The following is a 13,705-nucleotide window of genomic DNA, read 5'->3' as shown; positions in this document are numbered from 1 at the left end:
CCGCACGTGAGAGTGCGGGGGGAGGTGGGCGATGGCGGGGCGCAGCGCGGACGACGACCGTGGCGGCACCGTGGTCACCCCGTCGGCCGAGTTCCCACCGCTCACGCCGGCGGAGGTGGACGCCCTGCGCCGGGTCGGCGCGCACTGGCGGGTCGGCGTGCCGCCCGCCCTGCCGGTCGACCCGACCCTGGACCGCTACCGGCACCGCCCCACCCCGGGCCGGTTCAGCCGGCTGGCCCCGATCGCGCTGTTCCGGCCGGCACCGGGGGCACCGGCCGGACGGGACGGGCTGGTCGCCGCCGAACCGGCCAACCAGCCGGACTCCCCCCTGGGCCGGCGGCTGGGCCGGGTCCGCCGGGTGCTTCTCGGCCCACCGCTGGCCAGCGCCGCCGTGCTGCACGAGCGGATGCGCAAACTGGTGGCCCTGCCGGTGCTCTCCTCCGACCTGCTCAGCTCGGTCGCGTACGGGCCGGAGGCGTTGCTGACCGTGCTGGTGCTGGCCGGCAGCGGGGCGCTGGGCCTGGCCCTGCCCCTGTCGGCCGGGCTGGTGCTGCTGATGGTCGCCGTCGGGATCTCGTACCGGCAGACCATCCCGGCGTACCCGCACGGGGCCGGGTCGTACCTGGTGGCGGGGGACAACCTGGGGGTCGGGGCGGGGCTGACCGCCGCCGCCGGGCTGATGCTCGACTACGTGCTGACCGTGTCGGTGTCGATCGCGGCGGGCGTGCACGCGATCACCTCGGCCCTGCCGGGGCTGACGCCGTTCACCGTGCCGCTCGGGGTGCTGGTGATCCTGCTGCTGCTCGCCGGCAACCTGCGCGGGGTACGCGCCGCCGGCAACCTCTTCGTCCTGCCCACGTACGCGTTCGTGGCCGCCGTGCTGGGGTTGCTCGTGGTCGGCTACCTGCGGGCGGCGGGTCGGGGGTTCGCGCCGGTGGCCCCGCCGGTGGTGCCGGCGACCCAGGGGTTGGGGCTGCTGCTGGTGCTGCGGGCGTTCGCCTCCGGGGCGGTGTCGATGACCGGCATCGAGGCGGTCTCCAACGCGGTCCCGGCGTTCCGGACGCCGGAGTGGCGCAACGCGCGCACCACGCTGGCCTGGATGGTGGCGATGCTGGTGGTCCTGTTCGCCGGGCTCACCCTGCTGATCCACCTGGCGGGCCTGGTGCCCCGTCCCGGCGAGACGCTGCTGTCCCAGCTCGCCCGGGTCACCTTCCCCACCGGCCCGTGGTACGCCGTCGTCCAGGTGACCACCGCGCTGATCCTGCTGCTGGCGGCGAACACCGCGTTCAACGACTTTCCCCGACTGCTGTTCTTCATGGCCCGCGCCGGTCACGCCCCCCGCCGTTTCCTGCACCTGGGCGACCGGCTGGCGTTCGGCAACGGCCTGGTCGCGCTGGCCGCGACGGCGGTCGTGGTGTTCGTCGCGTTCGGCGGCCACACCGGGAAACTGATCCCGTTGTACGCGGTGGGGGTGTTCCTCGCCTTCACCCTGTCGCAGAGCGGCATGGTGGTGCACTGGCGGCGGCACCGGGGCGACGGCTGGCGGCGGCGGGCGCTGGTCAACGGGGTGGGTGCGATCCTGTCCGGCCTGGTGCTGCTCACCGCGGCGGTGGCGAAGTTCACCGAGGGCGCCTGGGCGGTGGTGGTCGCGGTGCCGCTGCTGGTGCTGCTCTTCGACCGGATCCACCGGCACTACCGCACCCTGCACGCCGCCCTGGCCCTGCGCCCCCCATCTCCCGACCCCGCCCCGCCGGCCGTCGTCTGCGGACCCGCCGCCGGGCCGCCGGAACCCGCCGCCGCACCGGCGGACAGGCCCGTCGAGGGCGGGGAGCTGCCGCAGGAGCTGCGCCACCTGGTGGTGGTCCCGGTGGTACGCCTCAACCGCGCCTCGATGCGCGCCCTGGCGTACGCGGTGTCGCTGGGCCGGCCGACGCTGGCGGTGCACCTCGCCCCGGAGGACGGTGAGGCGGACCGGTTCCGGGAGCAGTGGCGGGCCTGGGGGGATCACGTCCGGCTGGAGACGATCGTCTCGCCGTACCGGGCGGTGGTCGGGCCGCTGGCGCACTACCTGGAGGCGCTGCAGGCCGCCGCGCCGGAACTGGTACTGACCGTGGTGGTGCCGGAGGTGGTGCTGCGCCGGCCGTGGCACCGCCTGCTGCACAGCCGCACCGGCCAACGGCTACGCCGGGCCCTGCGTGCCCTGCCCGGTGTGGTGGTCACCACCGTCCCCGTCCACGTCGTCGACTAGCACGGCCCCGATGGCTCCGGTCGGGTCAGGTGTCGAGGCCGACGGCGGCGGCGCTGGCGGCCCAGAGGCGCGCGGCAAGCGCCGGATCGGTGGCGCGCGGCCAGGGTCGGCGCAGTCGCCGGTCGGCGTAGTAGCCGCCGTCGACCAGCCGGGACGCCGGCTGGTTGGCCAGCCAGACCAGCGTCTCCGCGCCCTTCTCCGGGCTGCGGAACGGCATCACCCGCATGCCGAGGGCGACCAGCCGGCTGTCCGCGCCGAACCGGGTCCGCACCACCCCCGGATGGAACGAGTACGCCGGCACGTCGGGCCAGCGCCGGGCCGCCTCGGCGGCGAACAGGATGTTGGCCTGCTTGCTGGTGCCGTACGCGCGCATCGGCCGGTAGCGGCGCAGCGCGGCGTTGAGATCGTCCGGGTCGAGGGTCCCGCTGCGGTGCGCGCCGGAGGCGGTCACCACCAGCCGGCCGACCCGGTCGACCAGCAGGTTGCTCAGCAGGAACGGGGCCAGGTGGTTGGCCTGGATCGACAGTTCGAACCCGTCGACCGTGCTGAGCGGCTGCAACACGATCGCCCCGGCGTTGTTCGCCAGCACGTCGATCCGGTCGTACGCCGCCCGCAGCCGCTCGGCGAGCCCGCGTACGTCGTCGAGCACGGCGAAGTCGGCGCGGAACAGCTCGGGGCGTTCGCCGGACGCCTCGCGTACCCGGTCACCGGCGGCCTGGAGGCGGGCCGGGTCCCGGCCGACCAGCGCCACCCGGTCGCCGCGTCGGGCCAGCGCCACCGCGGCGGCCAGGCCGATGCCCGAACTGGCCCCGGTCACCACCACGGTCCGCCGCCCGGCGACGTCTTCCACAGGTCCATCCACCCCGGTCACGGCACGAGGTTACCGTGGAGTCACCACGTCACGGGGGCCGTCGGGTTCTCGTCACGTGCGGGTGACCGGGTGGGCCGCCCAGGGTGCCCGGGGCGGCCCCACCGCTCAGTACGAGGTGCCGTAGCCGGTCGTCGACTCCTGGTTGGCCAGCCAGACGAAGAAGACCACCATGGCGATGGTGGCCAGCACCGCGATGACGGTGGAGATCCACCCGACGACGATGCCGGCGGTGGCGAAGCCCGCGCCGCCCTCCCCCCGCTCCCTGATCTGCCGCCGGGCCACGTGGCCGAGGATCGCGCCGATGAGGCCGATGTAGCCGCCGAGCCCGTAACCGCACAGCCCGATCGCGCCGATAATCGAGACGATCATCGAGGCGATGGCGAGGCCGTTCTGCGGCGGTGGGGGCTGGTAACCGCCGTAACCGGCGTACCCCATCGGCTGCGGGTAGCCGGGCTGCGGGTAGGCGGCAGCGGCGGCGTACGGGTCGACCGGGGCGGCCTGGGCGGGGATGCCCGGCGCGCCCGCGTACGGGTCGGCCGGGGCGTACGGGTCCTTCCCGACCGGTGCCGCCGAGATCGGCGGGCCACTGGCCGGCAGTGTCGGGTCGGGCTGCTGGGCCGACCAGGCCGGGTCCGACCAGCCGTCGGAGGGCGGGGGATAGGTCATCTGATCTTCTCCGTCGCATGTAGGTGCGCCGTCAGGGTAGCCAGGACCACACAGTGGCGAGGTCGGCCCCGTGGTGGCTCGTTGCCCGCACCCGGTCGAGCGGGCAGGATGCCGGCATGGCTATCGACGCGCGTGGGGCCGACCGATCCGGCAGCCGACCGAGGCGGGACGTGAGCCGCCCCGGCCTGGCCCGGCGCACCCGCGCCACCACCGGTGGCAGCCAACCCGGCCAGGACGAGCCGGTGCCGCTGCCGGACCCGGTGACCATGCGGCTGGACGGCCGGGTCGCCCTGGTCACCGGCGCGGGCAGCGCCGACGGCATCGGGTACGCCACCGCCCGCCGACTGGCCGACCTGGGCGCCCGGGTGGCGATCGTCTCCACCACCCGCCGCATCCACGAGCGGGCCGGTGAGCTGGGCGTGACGGGTTTCGTCGCCGACCTGACCGACGAGTCCGAGGTCGGCGCGCTCGCCGACGCGGTCGCCGAACAGCTCGGTGACGTCGAGGTGCTGGTCAACAACGCCGGCCTGGCCAGCCGGGCCAGCCCCGAGGTGCTCCGCCCGGTGGCCCAGCTCAGCTACGACGAGTGGCGCGGCGAGATCGACCGGAACCTGACCACGGCGTTCCTGTGCAGCCGGGCCTTCATCAGTGGGATGGCCGAGCGGGGCTGGGGGCGGATCGTCAACCTCTCGGCCACCGCCGGCCCGGTCAACGCCCTACCCACCGAGGCGGCGTACGCGGCGGCCAAGGCGGGGGTGGTCGGGCTGACCCGGGCCCTGGCGATGGAGATGATCGCCGACGGGGTGACGGTGAACGCGGTGGCCCCCGGCACCATCTACACGGCGGCCTCCACGATGGCGGAGATCAAGCAGGGGCTCGGCACCCCGGTCGGCCGCCCCGGCACCCCCGACGAGGTGGCCGCCGCGATCAGCTTTCTCTGCTCGCCGGCGGCGTCGTACATCACCGGGCAGATGCTGGTGGTGGACGGCGGCAACAGCGTCCGGGAGGCGCAGTTCCGCTGATCAGTAACCGGTGCCGGTGCTGCTGCCGACGCCGGCCACCACGACGAGGGCGAGCCAGCCGCAGCAGACGAGCACCCCGATCGCGGTGAACGCGTAACTGAGGACCAGCCCCCAGGTGGCGAGCTGGTCGCCCTCCTCGCCGGTCCGACGGATCTGCCGTTTCGCCAGGTGGCCGAGGACGATGCCGGCCGGGGCGAAGACGATGGCGAACACCAGGGACAGGATCGCCAGCACGTTGGTCCCGCCGCCACCCGGTGGTCCGTACGGCCCGGGTGGCGGGTATCCCCACCGCTGTTCGCCCGGCGGCTGCCCCCACGGCGGCGGCTGCTCCCAGGCCGGTCCGCCGGGGGTCGGCTCCCCCCAGGCCGGTGGTTGTTCCCATGCCGGTCCGCCCGGCGGGGTGACGGCCGGCTGTTCGCCCGACGGCGGCCCCGTCCAGCCGGGTGACCCGGACGGTGGGGCTGACCCGCCCGGCTGACCGATGCCGGGGGAGCCACCGGCCGGACCCGCCTCCGCCGGCGGTTGCGGGGCCGACGGTTCGGACTGCTGCGCCCAGGGGGACGGCTCGGATGGTCGGGCCCACGCCGACGGCTCGGGCGCAGCCGGGCTCCACGGTCCCTCCGGCGGGACGGGTGCGGGCGGGGCGGCCGGCTCGCCGGGTGACTCGTACGGTGACGGTGGCTGCTCCGGCTCGCCCGGTGGCGTACTCACGGTGCCCGCCCTCCGCCGCAGGTCAGTGGCCTCTCTCCAGCGGACGCTACCGGCGCGCGGTGCGGCTTTTCACCCGGTTGACGCCGGGTCACCTCGTCGGGGCGGGTCGGGGACGGTCAGGGAAGCCGGGACAGGCCGGCGGCGGCCCGCTCGACGATCAGGCAGCGGTCTTCCACGTAGTCCATGCCGGCCGCTTCGGCGATCCGCCGCGCCTCGGCGGAGACGATGCCGAGCTGGAGCCAGACCGCCGGCGCGCCGATCGCCGCCGCCTGTCGGACCACCTCGACGGCGTCCCGGGCCGGGCGGAAGACGTTCACCAGGTCCACCGGGTGCGGAATGTCGGCGAGCGACGGGTAGGCCCGCTCGCCGAACAACTCGTCCACGGTCGGGTTGACCGGAATGATCCGCCAGCCGTACCGCTGCATCTGCGCCGGCACCCGGTGCGCGGCCTTGCCCGGGTCGCGGGACGCGCCCACGACGGCGATCACGGCGGAGTCGGCGAGGAGCTGCTGTGCGGTCCGCATCCGCCGAGCCTAGCCCGATTCCGGGCGGGTGGGACCGGCCCGGCCACCGGGCCCGGGGACGGCTCTGCCCGCACGCCGCGCGCCCGACCGGCCCGCTCAGAGCAGGGCGAGCTGTTCGGGGGCGGGTGCGGGCGGCGGGGCCGACACGCGACGGGTGTCGCCGGGTTCGCTGCGGTGCAGGCCGTGCCGGCGGGCAGCGATCCGCACCCGGGCGGTCAGCTCCCGCTGGTACGCCTGCGGCGGGTAGGCCCCGGACCGGTACAGCTCGCGGTAGCGGGGGACGAGGTGCGGGAACTCCCGGCCGAGCCAGTGCGCATACCACTGGCGGGCACCGGGGCGCAGGTGCAGGGCCAGCGGGGTGACACTGGTGGCACCGGCGGCGGCGATGGCCGCGAGGGTGGCGTCGATCGACGCGTCGTCGTCACAGAGGCCGGGCAGGATCGGCGCCATCAGCACCCCCACCTCGAAGCCGGCGTCGGTGAGCCGGCGGACCGCGTCGAGCCGGCGGCGTGGGCTCGGGGTGCCCGGCTCCACCGCCCGCCACAGGGCCTCGTCGACGAAGGCCACCGAGAACGACAGGCTGACCCGGGTGACCTCGGCGGCCTGACGCAGCAGCGGCAGGTCGCGCAGGATCAGCGTGCCCTTGGTGAGGATCGAGAACGGGTTGGCGAAGTCCCGCAGTGCCGTGAGGATCGGCGGCAGCAGCCGGTAGCGGCCCTCGGCGCGCTGGTAGCAGTCGACGTTGGTGCCCATCGCGATGGCCGCCCCGCGCCAGCGCGGCGCGGCCAGCTCGCGGCGGACCAGCTCCCCGGCGTTGATCTTGACGATCACCTTGCGGTCGAAGTCCGCGCCGGCGTCGAGGTCGAGGTAGGTGTGCGAGTTGCGGGCGAAGCAGTAGACGCAGGCGTGGGTGCAGCCGCGGTACGGGTTGATCGTCCAGCTGAACGGCACCTGCGACCCGCCCGGCACCCGGTTGATGATCGACTTGGCCTGCACCTCGTAGAACGTCATGCCGGCGAAGTCGGGGGTGTCGAACGTGCGGGTGACCGCGCCGGGCAGCGCCAGCGGCAGGGGTGGCGTCGCTGGCGCTGCCCGGTCGGGACGCTCCTCGTCCGGGGGAGCGGAGAGGTGGTCCCAGCGCATGCCGTCCATTCGAACATGTGTGCGAGCGTGGCGCAAGTGAAACGCCGGCGGCCGGGCCGTCGGGCCCGACCGCCGGCGGCGGTGGTCAGTGCTGGTGGTTGGCGAGCTGCTTGCGGACGTCGTCCATGTCCAGCGCCTGGACCTGCTCGATCAGGTTCTCCAGGGCCGACTCGGGCAGCGCGCCGGGCTGGGCGAAGACGATCACGCCGTCCCGGATCGCCATGATCGTCGGGATCGAGCGGATGTCGAACTTGGCGCCCAGCTCCTGCTGCGCCTCGGTGTCGACCTTGCCGAAGGTGATGTCGGGGTGCTTCTCCGACGAGCGCTCGTAGACCGGGGCGAACCGCTTGCACGGGCCACACCACTCGGCCCAGAAGTCGACCAGCACGATGCCGCTGCTCTCGGTCACCTCGTCGAAGTTGGCCGTGGTCAGCTCAACGGTTGCCATTGGACTCTCCGATCAGCGCGGATTGCTTTTTCCGTCCGGTAGAACCAGGTGGTACCCCGGCAAATTCCCGGGTGGGGCGCGCCGAAACCGGCCCACTCCGAAGCGCCGATCACGCTCATCGAGCTGCATCTGTCGATGCGCGCGTGCGGACTGCACTTGCACGACGCATTTGCGTGACGGCCCGTGATGGGAGCGTTTCCAGGGAGATCGCCGCCCGGAGCAGCCAACATGCATCAACTTGTCGCCTGACAAGGTACTACTTCACCTGCGGAGATCGCTCTCTCGTTGATCGTTAGTGACTCTGAGTATTGTTACGAAAAGATAAATGTGACCTCCGTCTCTGTCCGTTCATCGTCGTGGTGGGGCAGAATCTTCGACATCAGAGCGTGGGCGGCGGGTGCCGGGGAGGGCCCCGCCGCTCATTGCGTCTCCCCCCGGGTGGGCCCGGGAGTGACATTTCGCCGTCACCCGCCGCCCGGTGTCTCCTTAACCAGCGGTAAGGCAGGTTGAGTCAACCACCGGTAAGGCATGTCGAGTCGTGCTCACCGCTGCCCGCCGACGGCGACGCGCGGGTGCCCGTACCGCGACCCCGGGTGGCGGCGGGCGCGGATCGCGCCGGGACGAGCCCGTCACCCGTCCGGCGGGCTTATGCTGACGGCGGAGGTCCTGATGAGCCACTCCCTCGCCGGAGAGCCGCCCTCTGCCGGACGGCGTGCCGCACCGCTGACCAGCGCCGTCTACTCCGCCACCGAGTGGGACCTGCTCACCACCCTGCCCGGTCGGGTGCTGGTGGCCGCCGCCTCACCCGGTCCCGGTCGCCCGCCCCGGGACGTCACCGCCGGCCTCGTCGGGTTGGACGCGCTCGCCGCCGGCCGGGCCTCCGACAGTGACCTCGTCCGCGCCGTGGTCGCCGCGATCTACGCCCGGCACGACGGCGCGACCGCTGCGGTCGGCGGGCCCACCGGCCCGGCGGACCTGCCGCCGGCCTGCCGGGCCGCCGTCCGGGTGCTGCGCCGCCGCGCCGACCCCGCAGACTCCGCCGCGTACCGGCAGTGGGTGGAGTCGGTGGCGGTCCGGGTCTGCCGCACCGGTGTCCCCGACCCCACCGACCAGCGGTTCCTGGACCGCCTCGGCGACGCGTTGGGCCTGCGCGGGCGGTGAGGGCGCGGCGGTCCGGCGGACCCGGGCGGGCGCCCCGGAGGGCGCCGGTCGGGGTGGCGCACGGGGCTCGCCGCAGCGGCCGTACCCTCTTGGAACCGTGACCGAGGACCAGCTCGACGTGGGTGTCGGACCGTGGCCGGGCGACCCGCCGGACGACCCGCGCTACGACCCGGAGCTGCTCGCCGCCGGCGACCGGCGCAACGTGGTGGACCGCTACCGCTACTGGCGGCGGGAGGCCGTCGTGGCCGACCTGGACACCCGGCGGCACGAGTTCCACGTGGCCATCGAGAACTGGCAGCACGACTTCAACATCGGCACGGTGGTCCGCAACGCCAACGCCTTCCTCGCCGCCGAGGTGCACATCGTCGGGCTACGCCGGTGGAACCGCCGGGGCGCCATGGTCACCGACCGGTACCAGCACGTCCGGCACCATCCGACGATCGAGGAGTTCGTCGGCTGGGCCGCCGGTCGGGAGCTTCCGGTGGTCGGCATCGACAACCTGCCCGGAAGTCGGCCGTTGGAGACCACCACCCTGCCCCGGCGCTGCGTGCTGATCTTCGGCCAGGAGGGACCGGGGCTGTCCGCCGCCGCCCGCGCCGCCTGCGACCAGCTCTTCTCGATCGCCCAGTACGGCTCGACCCGGTCGATCAACGCCGGGGTGGCCAGCGGCATCGCCATGCACGCCTGGGTACGCGCCCACGCCGCCGCCCCGCCCGCCTGACCCCTGCCCGCCCGCGCCGTGCCGGGCCGCCACCTCCACCGGGTGGAGGCCGACCGCAGGAAATCGCCGTACGGGCGCTGAGGTGGGGAAAGGGGCGGCACGTCCGTGGCGGCGGCTTGACGGCGGGCGGTCACCGGGCCACGGTGGGGATGTGAGTGTCGTGGTGAGTTGTCCGAGGTGTGCGGGTCAGGTACGCCCACCGGACCTGATGCACGGTGAGTCGCGGTGCGTCAGGTGCGGGCCGGTGGCCCCGCTGCACGTGCCCGAGCACATCGACGCCGACATCGTGGCGAGCGTGGTGGACCGGGTGGCCGCCGCGAACGACCCGCAGCGGCCCGCGCCGCCGCTGTGGTGCCCGTGGCCGCTGCCGTCCGGCTGGACGGTGACCGGGGTGGCCTGGGCCGGCGACGAGGCCGGTGGCGTCCGCGCCACGGCCGTCGCGTGCGCCGGGCCGGCGCCGCTCGGCGGTGGACCGGCCGAGTTGGTCCTCGTGGCCGAGGAGCCGGGGGTGGGACTGGGCACCCGGTTCGCCGGGGTGGCCGGCCCGGACCCCGGTCCAGAGTTGACGGAGGTGCTGGCCGGGCCCGGTCCCGGCCCTGGTCACCCCGAGCATGTGGAGCCGGCGCGGATCAGGGTCGGCGGCCATCCGACTCCACTGTGGTTAATCAATTCGGCAACGGATCGAAGCGCGTACGCCGGTGAGGCTCGGGGAATGTGGCTCCATGCGATAGCCTGGCCGGCGAGCGCGGGTCACCTCCTCGCGGAAGATGTCGTCCTGCACGACCTCACCGAGTGGACTCCGCCCGAGCTCGTGTACGGCGCTCCGTCCCCGTACCTGCACGGAAAGGCCTGACGGTCCTCCGGGCGAGTCGGAGATGGGACGCAGATATTCACGCTACGACATCATGCTGATACTCTGGGTGCCGCTGCGGTAAACGGACCCGGCGCCGCGCGAGAGGATGGCCCGCTATGGTCAAGAAGGTCCTCACCTGGGCCGGTATCGCATTCTTGATCTTCTTCGTTGCCTACCGGCCAAACTCGGCAGCGGACGTCTTCAAGTCGCTCGGCGGTGGCATCGTGGACATCGCCCAGGGCTTCGGCGACTTCTTCACGAGCCTCGTCGCCTAACCCCCGATGGGCAGCCCCTCCGGACCCCCGTTCGACCCGGACGATCCCGGCCGGGACCGCCGGGAGCGGGACACCGAGCCGATCCCGAGGTACCGACCCGACGACGGGCCGGCCTACGGGTCCGGGGCGGGACCCACCGGCGGACCGTCCTTCTCGGACGACGCCGGCTACGGCGACGCCCCGGGATTCGGTGGCCAGGGGCGCACCTGGGTCCGCGACCCGGAGGAGGGCTACCAGCAGCCGGTCATCTCCGAAGAGGAACTGGCCGGCCTGCGGTCCGACGCCCAGGGCATGACACCCCGCCGGGTGCTCCCCCTGGAGGACGAGCCCAGCTCCCTGGTCGCCCGCTACCTCTTCCCCACCGAGCGCTACCGGGGCGAGTGGAAGCGGCACTGGATCCACCTCGGCACCCCGATCGTCGTCGGTGTGGCGGCCACCTTCATTCTCGGCTACCTCTCCGGCTTCCTCGCCGGGCAGGACGTCGGCGCCCTCACCACCATCGCCGTGCTGCTCTGGTTCGCGGTGATGGGCTGGGTCGCGTGGAAGGTCGCCGACTGGTGGTACGACCGGTTCATCCTGACCAACAAGCGGGTCATGGTGGTCAACGGCATCGTCACCCGCAAGGTCGCCATGATGCCGCTGGCCCGGGTCACCGACATGAAGTACGAGCAGACCCCCACCGGTCGGGCACTCAACTACGGCACCTTCGTGCTGGAGTCCGCCGGCCAGGAGCAGGCGCTACGGGAGATCAAGAACCTGCCCAACCCGAACGAGCTCTACCTGCGGGTCGTCGAGGAGATGTACGAGCCGCAGGCGGTCGAGGCCCGGTTGGGCAAGGAGGCCGACGAGGCGAAGGCCGACGACGGCGCCTGAACGTTTTCGTCCGTACGTCGGGCGAACTGCCCACCTTCCGCCGTCGACCGGACCCTGCCCGGCGTGACAGCCTGCCAGACAGGACGGGGTGCGGAGGTGAGCGGTGGCCGACCGGGATCCGCTGGAGGACGAGTTCCGCGACTTCGTCGCGGCGCGCTCCGGCGCCCTGCTGCGTACCGCGTACCTGCTCGCCGGGGACTGGGCCACCGCCGAGGACCTGCTCCAGACCGCGCTGACCAAGACGTACCTGGCCTGGCGGCGGTTGGGCGGGATCGAGGCGGTCGAGCCGTACGCCCGACGGGTGATGGTCAACACGTCCACCAGTTGGTGGCGGCGTCGATGGCACGGTGAGCGCCCCACCGAGGTGCTGCCCGAGCGGGCCGGGGTGGACGAGATCGAGCAGCAGCTCGACCGGGACGCCCTCTGGCGACACCTGCGCATGCTGCCGGCCCGGCAGCGGGCGGTGCTGGTGCTGCGCTACTACGAGGACCTGTCCGAGGCCCAGACGGCGGCCCTGCTGGAGATCTCCCCCGGCACGGTGAAGAGCCAGACGTCGCGCGCACTGAACACCCTGCGCCGCCGGCTCGCCGCCGAAGGGCTGCACGACCTCGCCGCCGACCCGACCGGCCGCCCCGCCCCGGCCGTCCCGACGGCCCGCCCGGCCGCCACCGCCCGGCCCTCCCTCGCCGCCCGTACGCCGACGCCCGACCGGGCCACCGGCACAACCCGGACACCCGCGCCGGGCCGGACCCCGGTCCGTGGGGGGCGGCGCGCCGGCCCGCCGCCCGCCCTCGCCGATGGGCCGCCCACCCGGGTCGGAGCCTCCCCACGGGGAGCGGCACCCGCCGGGACCGGCGACGATCCGGCGACGGCCCAGCCGGTCGGCGCGGGCACCCGACCGAACCCGACCACCGCGGTCGTTGCGGAGAGCCGATGAAACCCTCCTCACCCCGGTCGGACAACCAGACGGGTGCCCCCGAGCGTCCATTCGCCGTGACGCACGACGAGCCGCTGGAGCAGGCGCTGCGGGAGACCCTCGTCCAGCGGGTCGCCGTACCGCACCGGCTGCCCGCCGACCCGGCCGGGGTGGCGCTCGGGCGGGCCCGTCGGGTGCGACGACGGCGTACGGTCGCCGGGCTCGCCCTGGCCGGCGTGGCGACCGCCCTGGTCACCGGGGGGATGACCCAGCTCGGAGGGCAGCCGGACCGCCCCACCACGCCGACCGTGGTGCTCGGCGACCCGCGCGGGGTGGCCAGCCTGTCCGCCGGGCCGGTCGCGCCCGCCCCGCCGCAGCAACCCGCCGACGGCGGGGTCGACCTGGTCGTCGCCGGCACCCTGGTCACCGCCGCCGGGCAACGGTACGAGCTGGGCGTCGGGCCGGTCGAACGCGCGCAGCGGCTACCCGACCACGGCGGCTGGCTGCTGACCGGGGCGGTCACTGCGGCCGGCCGTACCCTCTGGGTGGTGCCCGCCGGGGGTGAGCCCCGGGCGTTGCTCGCCGGGGCGGACGAGATCGCCCTGTCGCCCGACGGGCGGCAGGTGGCCTGGCGTGACGACGGCCGGCTCTTCGCCGCCGTGATCGTCGCCGGTCAGCTCATCGCCCCCGTGACCGGACCGCCCGCCGACGCGGTGCCGGTCCGGTTCGTCGGCGACCGGGTGCTGCTGCGGGCCGGTGCCGCAGGTGGTCACCGGTGGTGGCGGCCGACGCCGGGCGGGTCGCCCGGGCCCGTCGCCCCGGACGTCCTCGATGTCTACGGGATCATGCCGGACGGCCGGTTGGCCGCCCGGGTGCGTGCCGGGGCACGGAGCGACCTGGCCCTGCTCGACCCCGACCTCACCCCGGCCACCACCCGGGGAACGCCGACGCCCGCCGCCGACGGCCGGGGTGCGGTCTCTCCCGACGGGCGCTGGTTGCTGGTCAACAGCCGGGTCGCCGGGGTGGACGGCGCGGTCCTGGTCGACCTGACCGGCACCGCCCCGCCGTCGCGGACCGCCGGCCCGGTGATCGACGGAGTGGTGACCTGGACGGACACCCGGACGGCGGGGTACGTCGACCGGGACGGCGCGTTGGTCCGGCTGCGCCCCGCCGAGGCGCTGGCGGGCCAGCGGGCTGCCTCGACCCCGGTCGCCGGGGTCGCCGACGGCGTCCGGCCGGTGCTGGTGACCGGCACCGACCCGGGGTGACCCTG

At 74.3% G+C, this 13,705-nt stretch carries 15 protein-coding genes; 9 read left to right on the top strand and 6 right to left on the bottom strand.

Annotation, left to right across the window (positions count from 1 at the left end; genetic code table 11):
- The first annotated feature begins 31 nt into the window (after positions 1-31).
- Entirely contained in the window at positions 32-2,248 is a 2,217-nt protein-coding gene (locus ACN265_RS27925; RefSeq protein WP_421410580.1) for an APC family permease, read from the top strand.
- Positions 2,249-2,273: 25 nt separating this feature from the next.
- Here ACN265_RS27925 and ACN265_RS27920 read toward each other — a convergent pair whose 3' ends face one another.
- Entirely contained in the window at positions 2,274-3,098 is an 825-nt protein-coding gene (locus ACN265_RS27920; RefSeq protein WP_421411665.1) for an SDR family NAD(P)-dependent oxidoreductase, read from the bottom strand.
- A gap of 126 nt (positions 3,099-3,224) precedes the next feature.
- Complete coding sequence (locus tag ACN265_RS27915) at positions 3,225-3,785, bottom strand: DUF4190 domain-containing protein (RefSeq protein WP_363791383.1); 561 nt, start codon at positions 3,783-3,785, stop codon at positions 3,225-3,227.
- Between the two features lie 185 nt (positions 3,786-3,970).
- Between ACN265_RS27915 and ACN265_RS27910 the strand changes: the two genes are divergently transcribed.
- On the top strand, positions 3,971-4,807 hold the full coding sequence (locus ACN265_RS27910) for an SDR family NAD(P)-dependent oxidoreductase (RefSeq protein ID WP_194823078.1): 837 nt from the start codon (positions 3,971-3,973) through the stop codon (positions 4,805-4,807).
- Here ACN265_RS27910 and ACN265_RS27905 read toward each other — a convergent pair whose 3' ends face one another.
- The 4 genes from ACN265_RS27905 to trxA all read right to left on the bottom strand — a co-directional run bounded on the left by ACN265_RS27905 (position 4,808) and on the right by trxA (position 7,633).
- Complete coding sequence (locus tag ACN265_RS27905) at positions 4,808-5,518, bottom strand: DUF4190 domain-containing protein (RefSeq protein WP_421410579.1); 711 nt, start codon at positions 5,516-5,518, stop codon at positions 4,808-4,810.
- Between the two features lie 116 nt (positions 5,519-5,634).
- Positions 5,635-6,042, bottom strand: a complete 408-nt coding sequence (locus ACN265_RS27900) for a CoA-binding protein (RefSeq protein ID WP_421410578.1) — start codon at positions 6,040-6,042, stop codon at positions 5,635-5,637.
- 96 nt (positions 6,043-6,138) lie between these two features.
- Positions 6,139-7,185, bottom strand: coding sequence for an Rv2578c family radical SAM protein (locus ACN265_RS27895; RefSeq protein ID WP_204927369.1), 1,047 nt, complete (start codon positions 7,183-7,185; stop codon positions 6,139-6,141).
- Positions 7,186-7,270: 85 nt separating this feature from the next.
- Positions 7,271-7,633 (bottom strand): thioredoxin, encoded by a 363-nt coding sequence (gene trxA, locus ACN265_RS27890; protein ID WP_088647038.1) that lies wholly within the window; start codon positions 7,631-7,633, stop codon positions 7,271-7,273.
- A gap of 669 nt (positions 7,634-8,302) precedes the next feature.
- On the opposite strand from trxA, the gene ACN265_RS27885 reads away from it, so the two are divergent.
- From ACN265_RS27885 to ACN265_RS27855, 7 genes are all read left to right on the top strand, one after another.
- On the top strand, positions 8,303-8,794 hold the full coding sequence (locus tag ACN265_RS27885) for a hypothetical protein (RefSeq protein ID WP_421410577.1): 492 nt from the start codon (positions 8,303-8,305) through the stop codon (positions 8,792-8,794).
- Between the two features lie 97 nt (positions 8,795-8,891).
- On the top strand, positions 8,892-9,515 hold the full coding sequence (locus tag ACN265_RS27880) for a TrmH family RNA methyltransferase (protein ID WP_204927371.1): 624 nt from the start codon (positions 8,892-8,894) through the stop codon (positions 9,513-9,515).
- A 151-nt stretch (positions 9,516-9,666) separates the two neighbouring features.
- Entirely contained in the window at positions 9,667-10,368 is a 702-nt protein-coding gene (locus ACN265_RS27875) for a DUF6758 family protein (protein ID WP_421410576.1), read from the top strand.
- A gap of 116 nt (positions 10,369-10,484) precedes the next feature.
- Complete coding sequence (locus tag ACN265_RS27870) at positions 10,485-10,643, top strand: hypothetical protein (RefSeq protein WP_165942702.1); 159 nt, start codon at positions 10,485-10,487, stop codon at positions 10,641-10,643.
- Between the two features lie 6 nt (positions 10,644-10,649).
- Complete coding sequence (locus ACN265_RS27865) at positions 10,650-11,516, top strand: PH domain-containing protein (protein ID WP_204927372.1); 867 nt, start codon at positions 10,650-10,652, stop codon at positions 11,514-11,516.
- Between the two features lie 103 nt (positions 11,517-11,619).
- Positions 11,620-12,453 carry a SigE family RNA polymerase sigma factor gene (locus ACN265_RS27860; protein ID WP_421410575.1) on the top strand — a complete coding sequence of 278 codons (834 nt, stop codon included), beginning with the start codon at positions 11,620-11,622 and terminating at the stop codon, positions 12,451-12,453.
- Positions 12,454-12,509: 56 nt separating this feature from the next.
- Entirely contained in the window at positions 12,510-13,700 is a 1,191-nt protein-coding gene (locus ACN265_RS27855; protein ID WP_421410574.1) for a TolB family protein, read from the top strand.
- The last annotated feature ends 5 nt before the right edge of the window (positions 13,701-13,705 follow it).

Origin of the sequence: Micromonospora sp. WMMD730 (assembly GCF_049178955.1) — a bacterium.
GTDB lineage: Bacteria > Actinomycetota > Actinomycetes > Mycobacteriales > Micromonosporaceae > Micromonospora > Micromonospora wenchangensis.
This window is presented reverse-complemented; position numbering and strand designations above follow the sequence as displayed.

Bases quoted from the DNA above. Each gene is read 5' to 3' on its own strand.
- ACN265_RS27870 (WP_165942702.1), top strand. From the start codon at position 10,485: ATGGTCAAGAAGGTCCTCACCTGGGCCGGTATCGCATTCTTGATCTTC.
- ACN265_RS27865 (WP_204927372.1), top strand. From the start codon at position 10,650: ATGGGCAGCCCCTCCGGACCCCCGTTCGACCCGGACGATCCCGGCCGG.
- ACN265_RS27915 (WP_363791383.1), bottom strand. From the start codon at position 3,785: ATGACCTATCCCCCGCCCTCCGACGGCTGGTCGGACCCGGCCTGGTCG.
- ACN265_RS27885 (WP_421410577.1), top strand. From the start codon at position 8,303: ATGAGCCACTCCCTCGCCGGAGAGCCGCCCTCTGCCGGACGGCGTGCC.
- ACN265_RS27925 (WP_421410580.1), top strand. From the start codon at position 32: ATGGCGGGGCGCAGCGCGGACGACGACCGTGGCGGCACCGTGGTCACC.
- trxA (WP_088647038.1), bottom strand. From the start codon at position 7,633: ATGGCAACCGTTGAGCTGACCACGGCCAACTTCGACGAGGTGACCGAG.
- ACN265_RS27895 (WP_204927369.1), bottom strand. From the start codon at position 7,185: ATGCGCTGGGACCACCTCTCCGCTCCCCCGGACGAGGAGCGTCCCGAC.
- ACN265_RS27900 (WP_421410578.1), bottom strand. From the start codon at position 6,042: ATGCGGACCGCACAGCAGCTCCTCGCCGACTCCGCCGTGATCGCCGTC.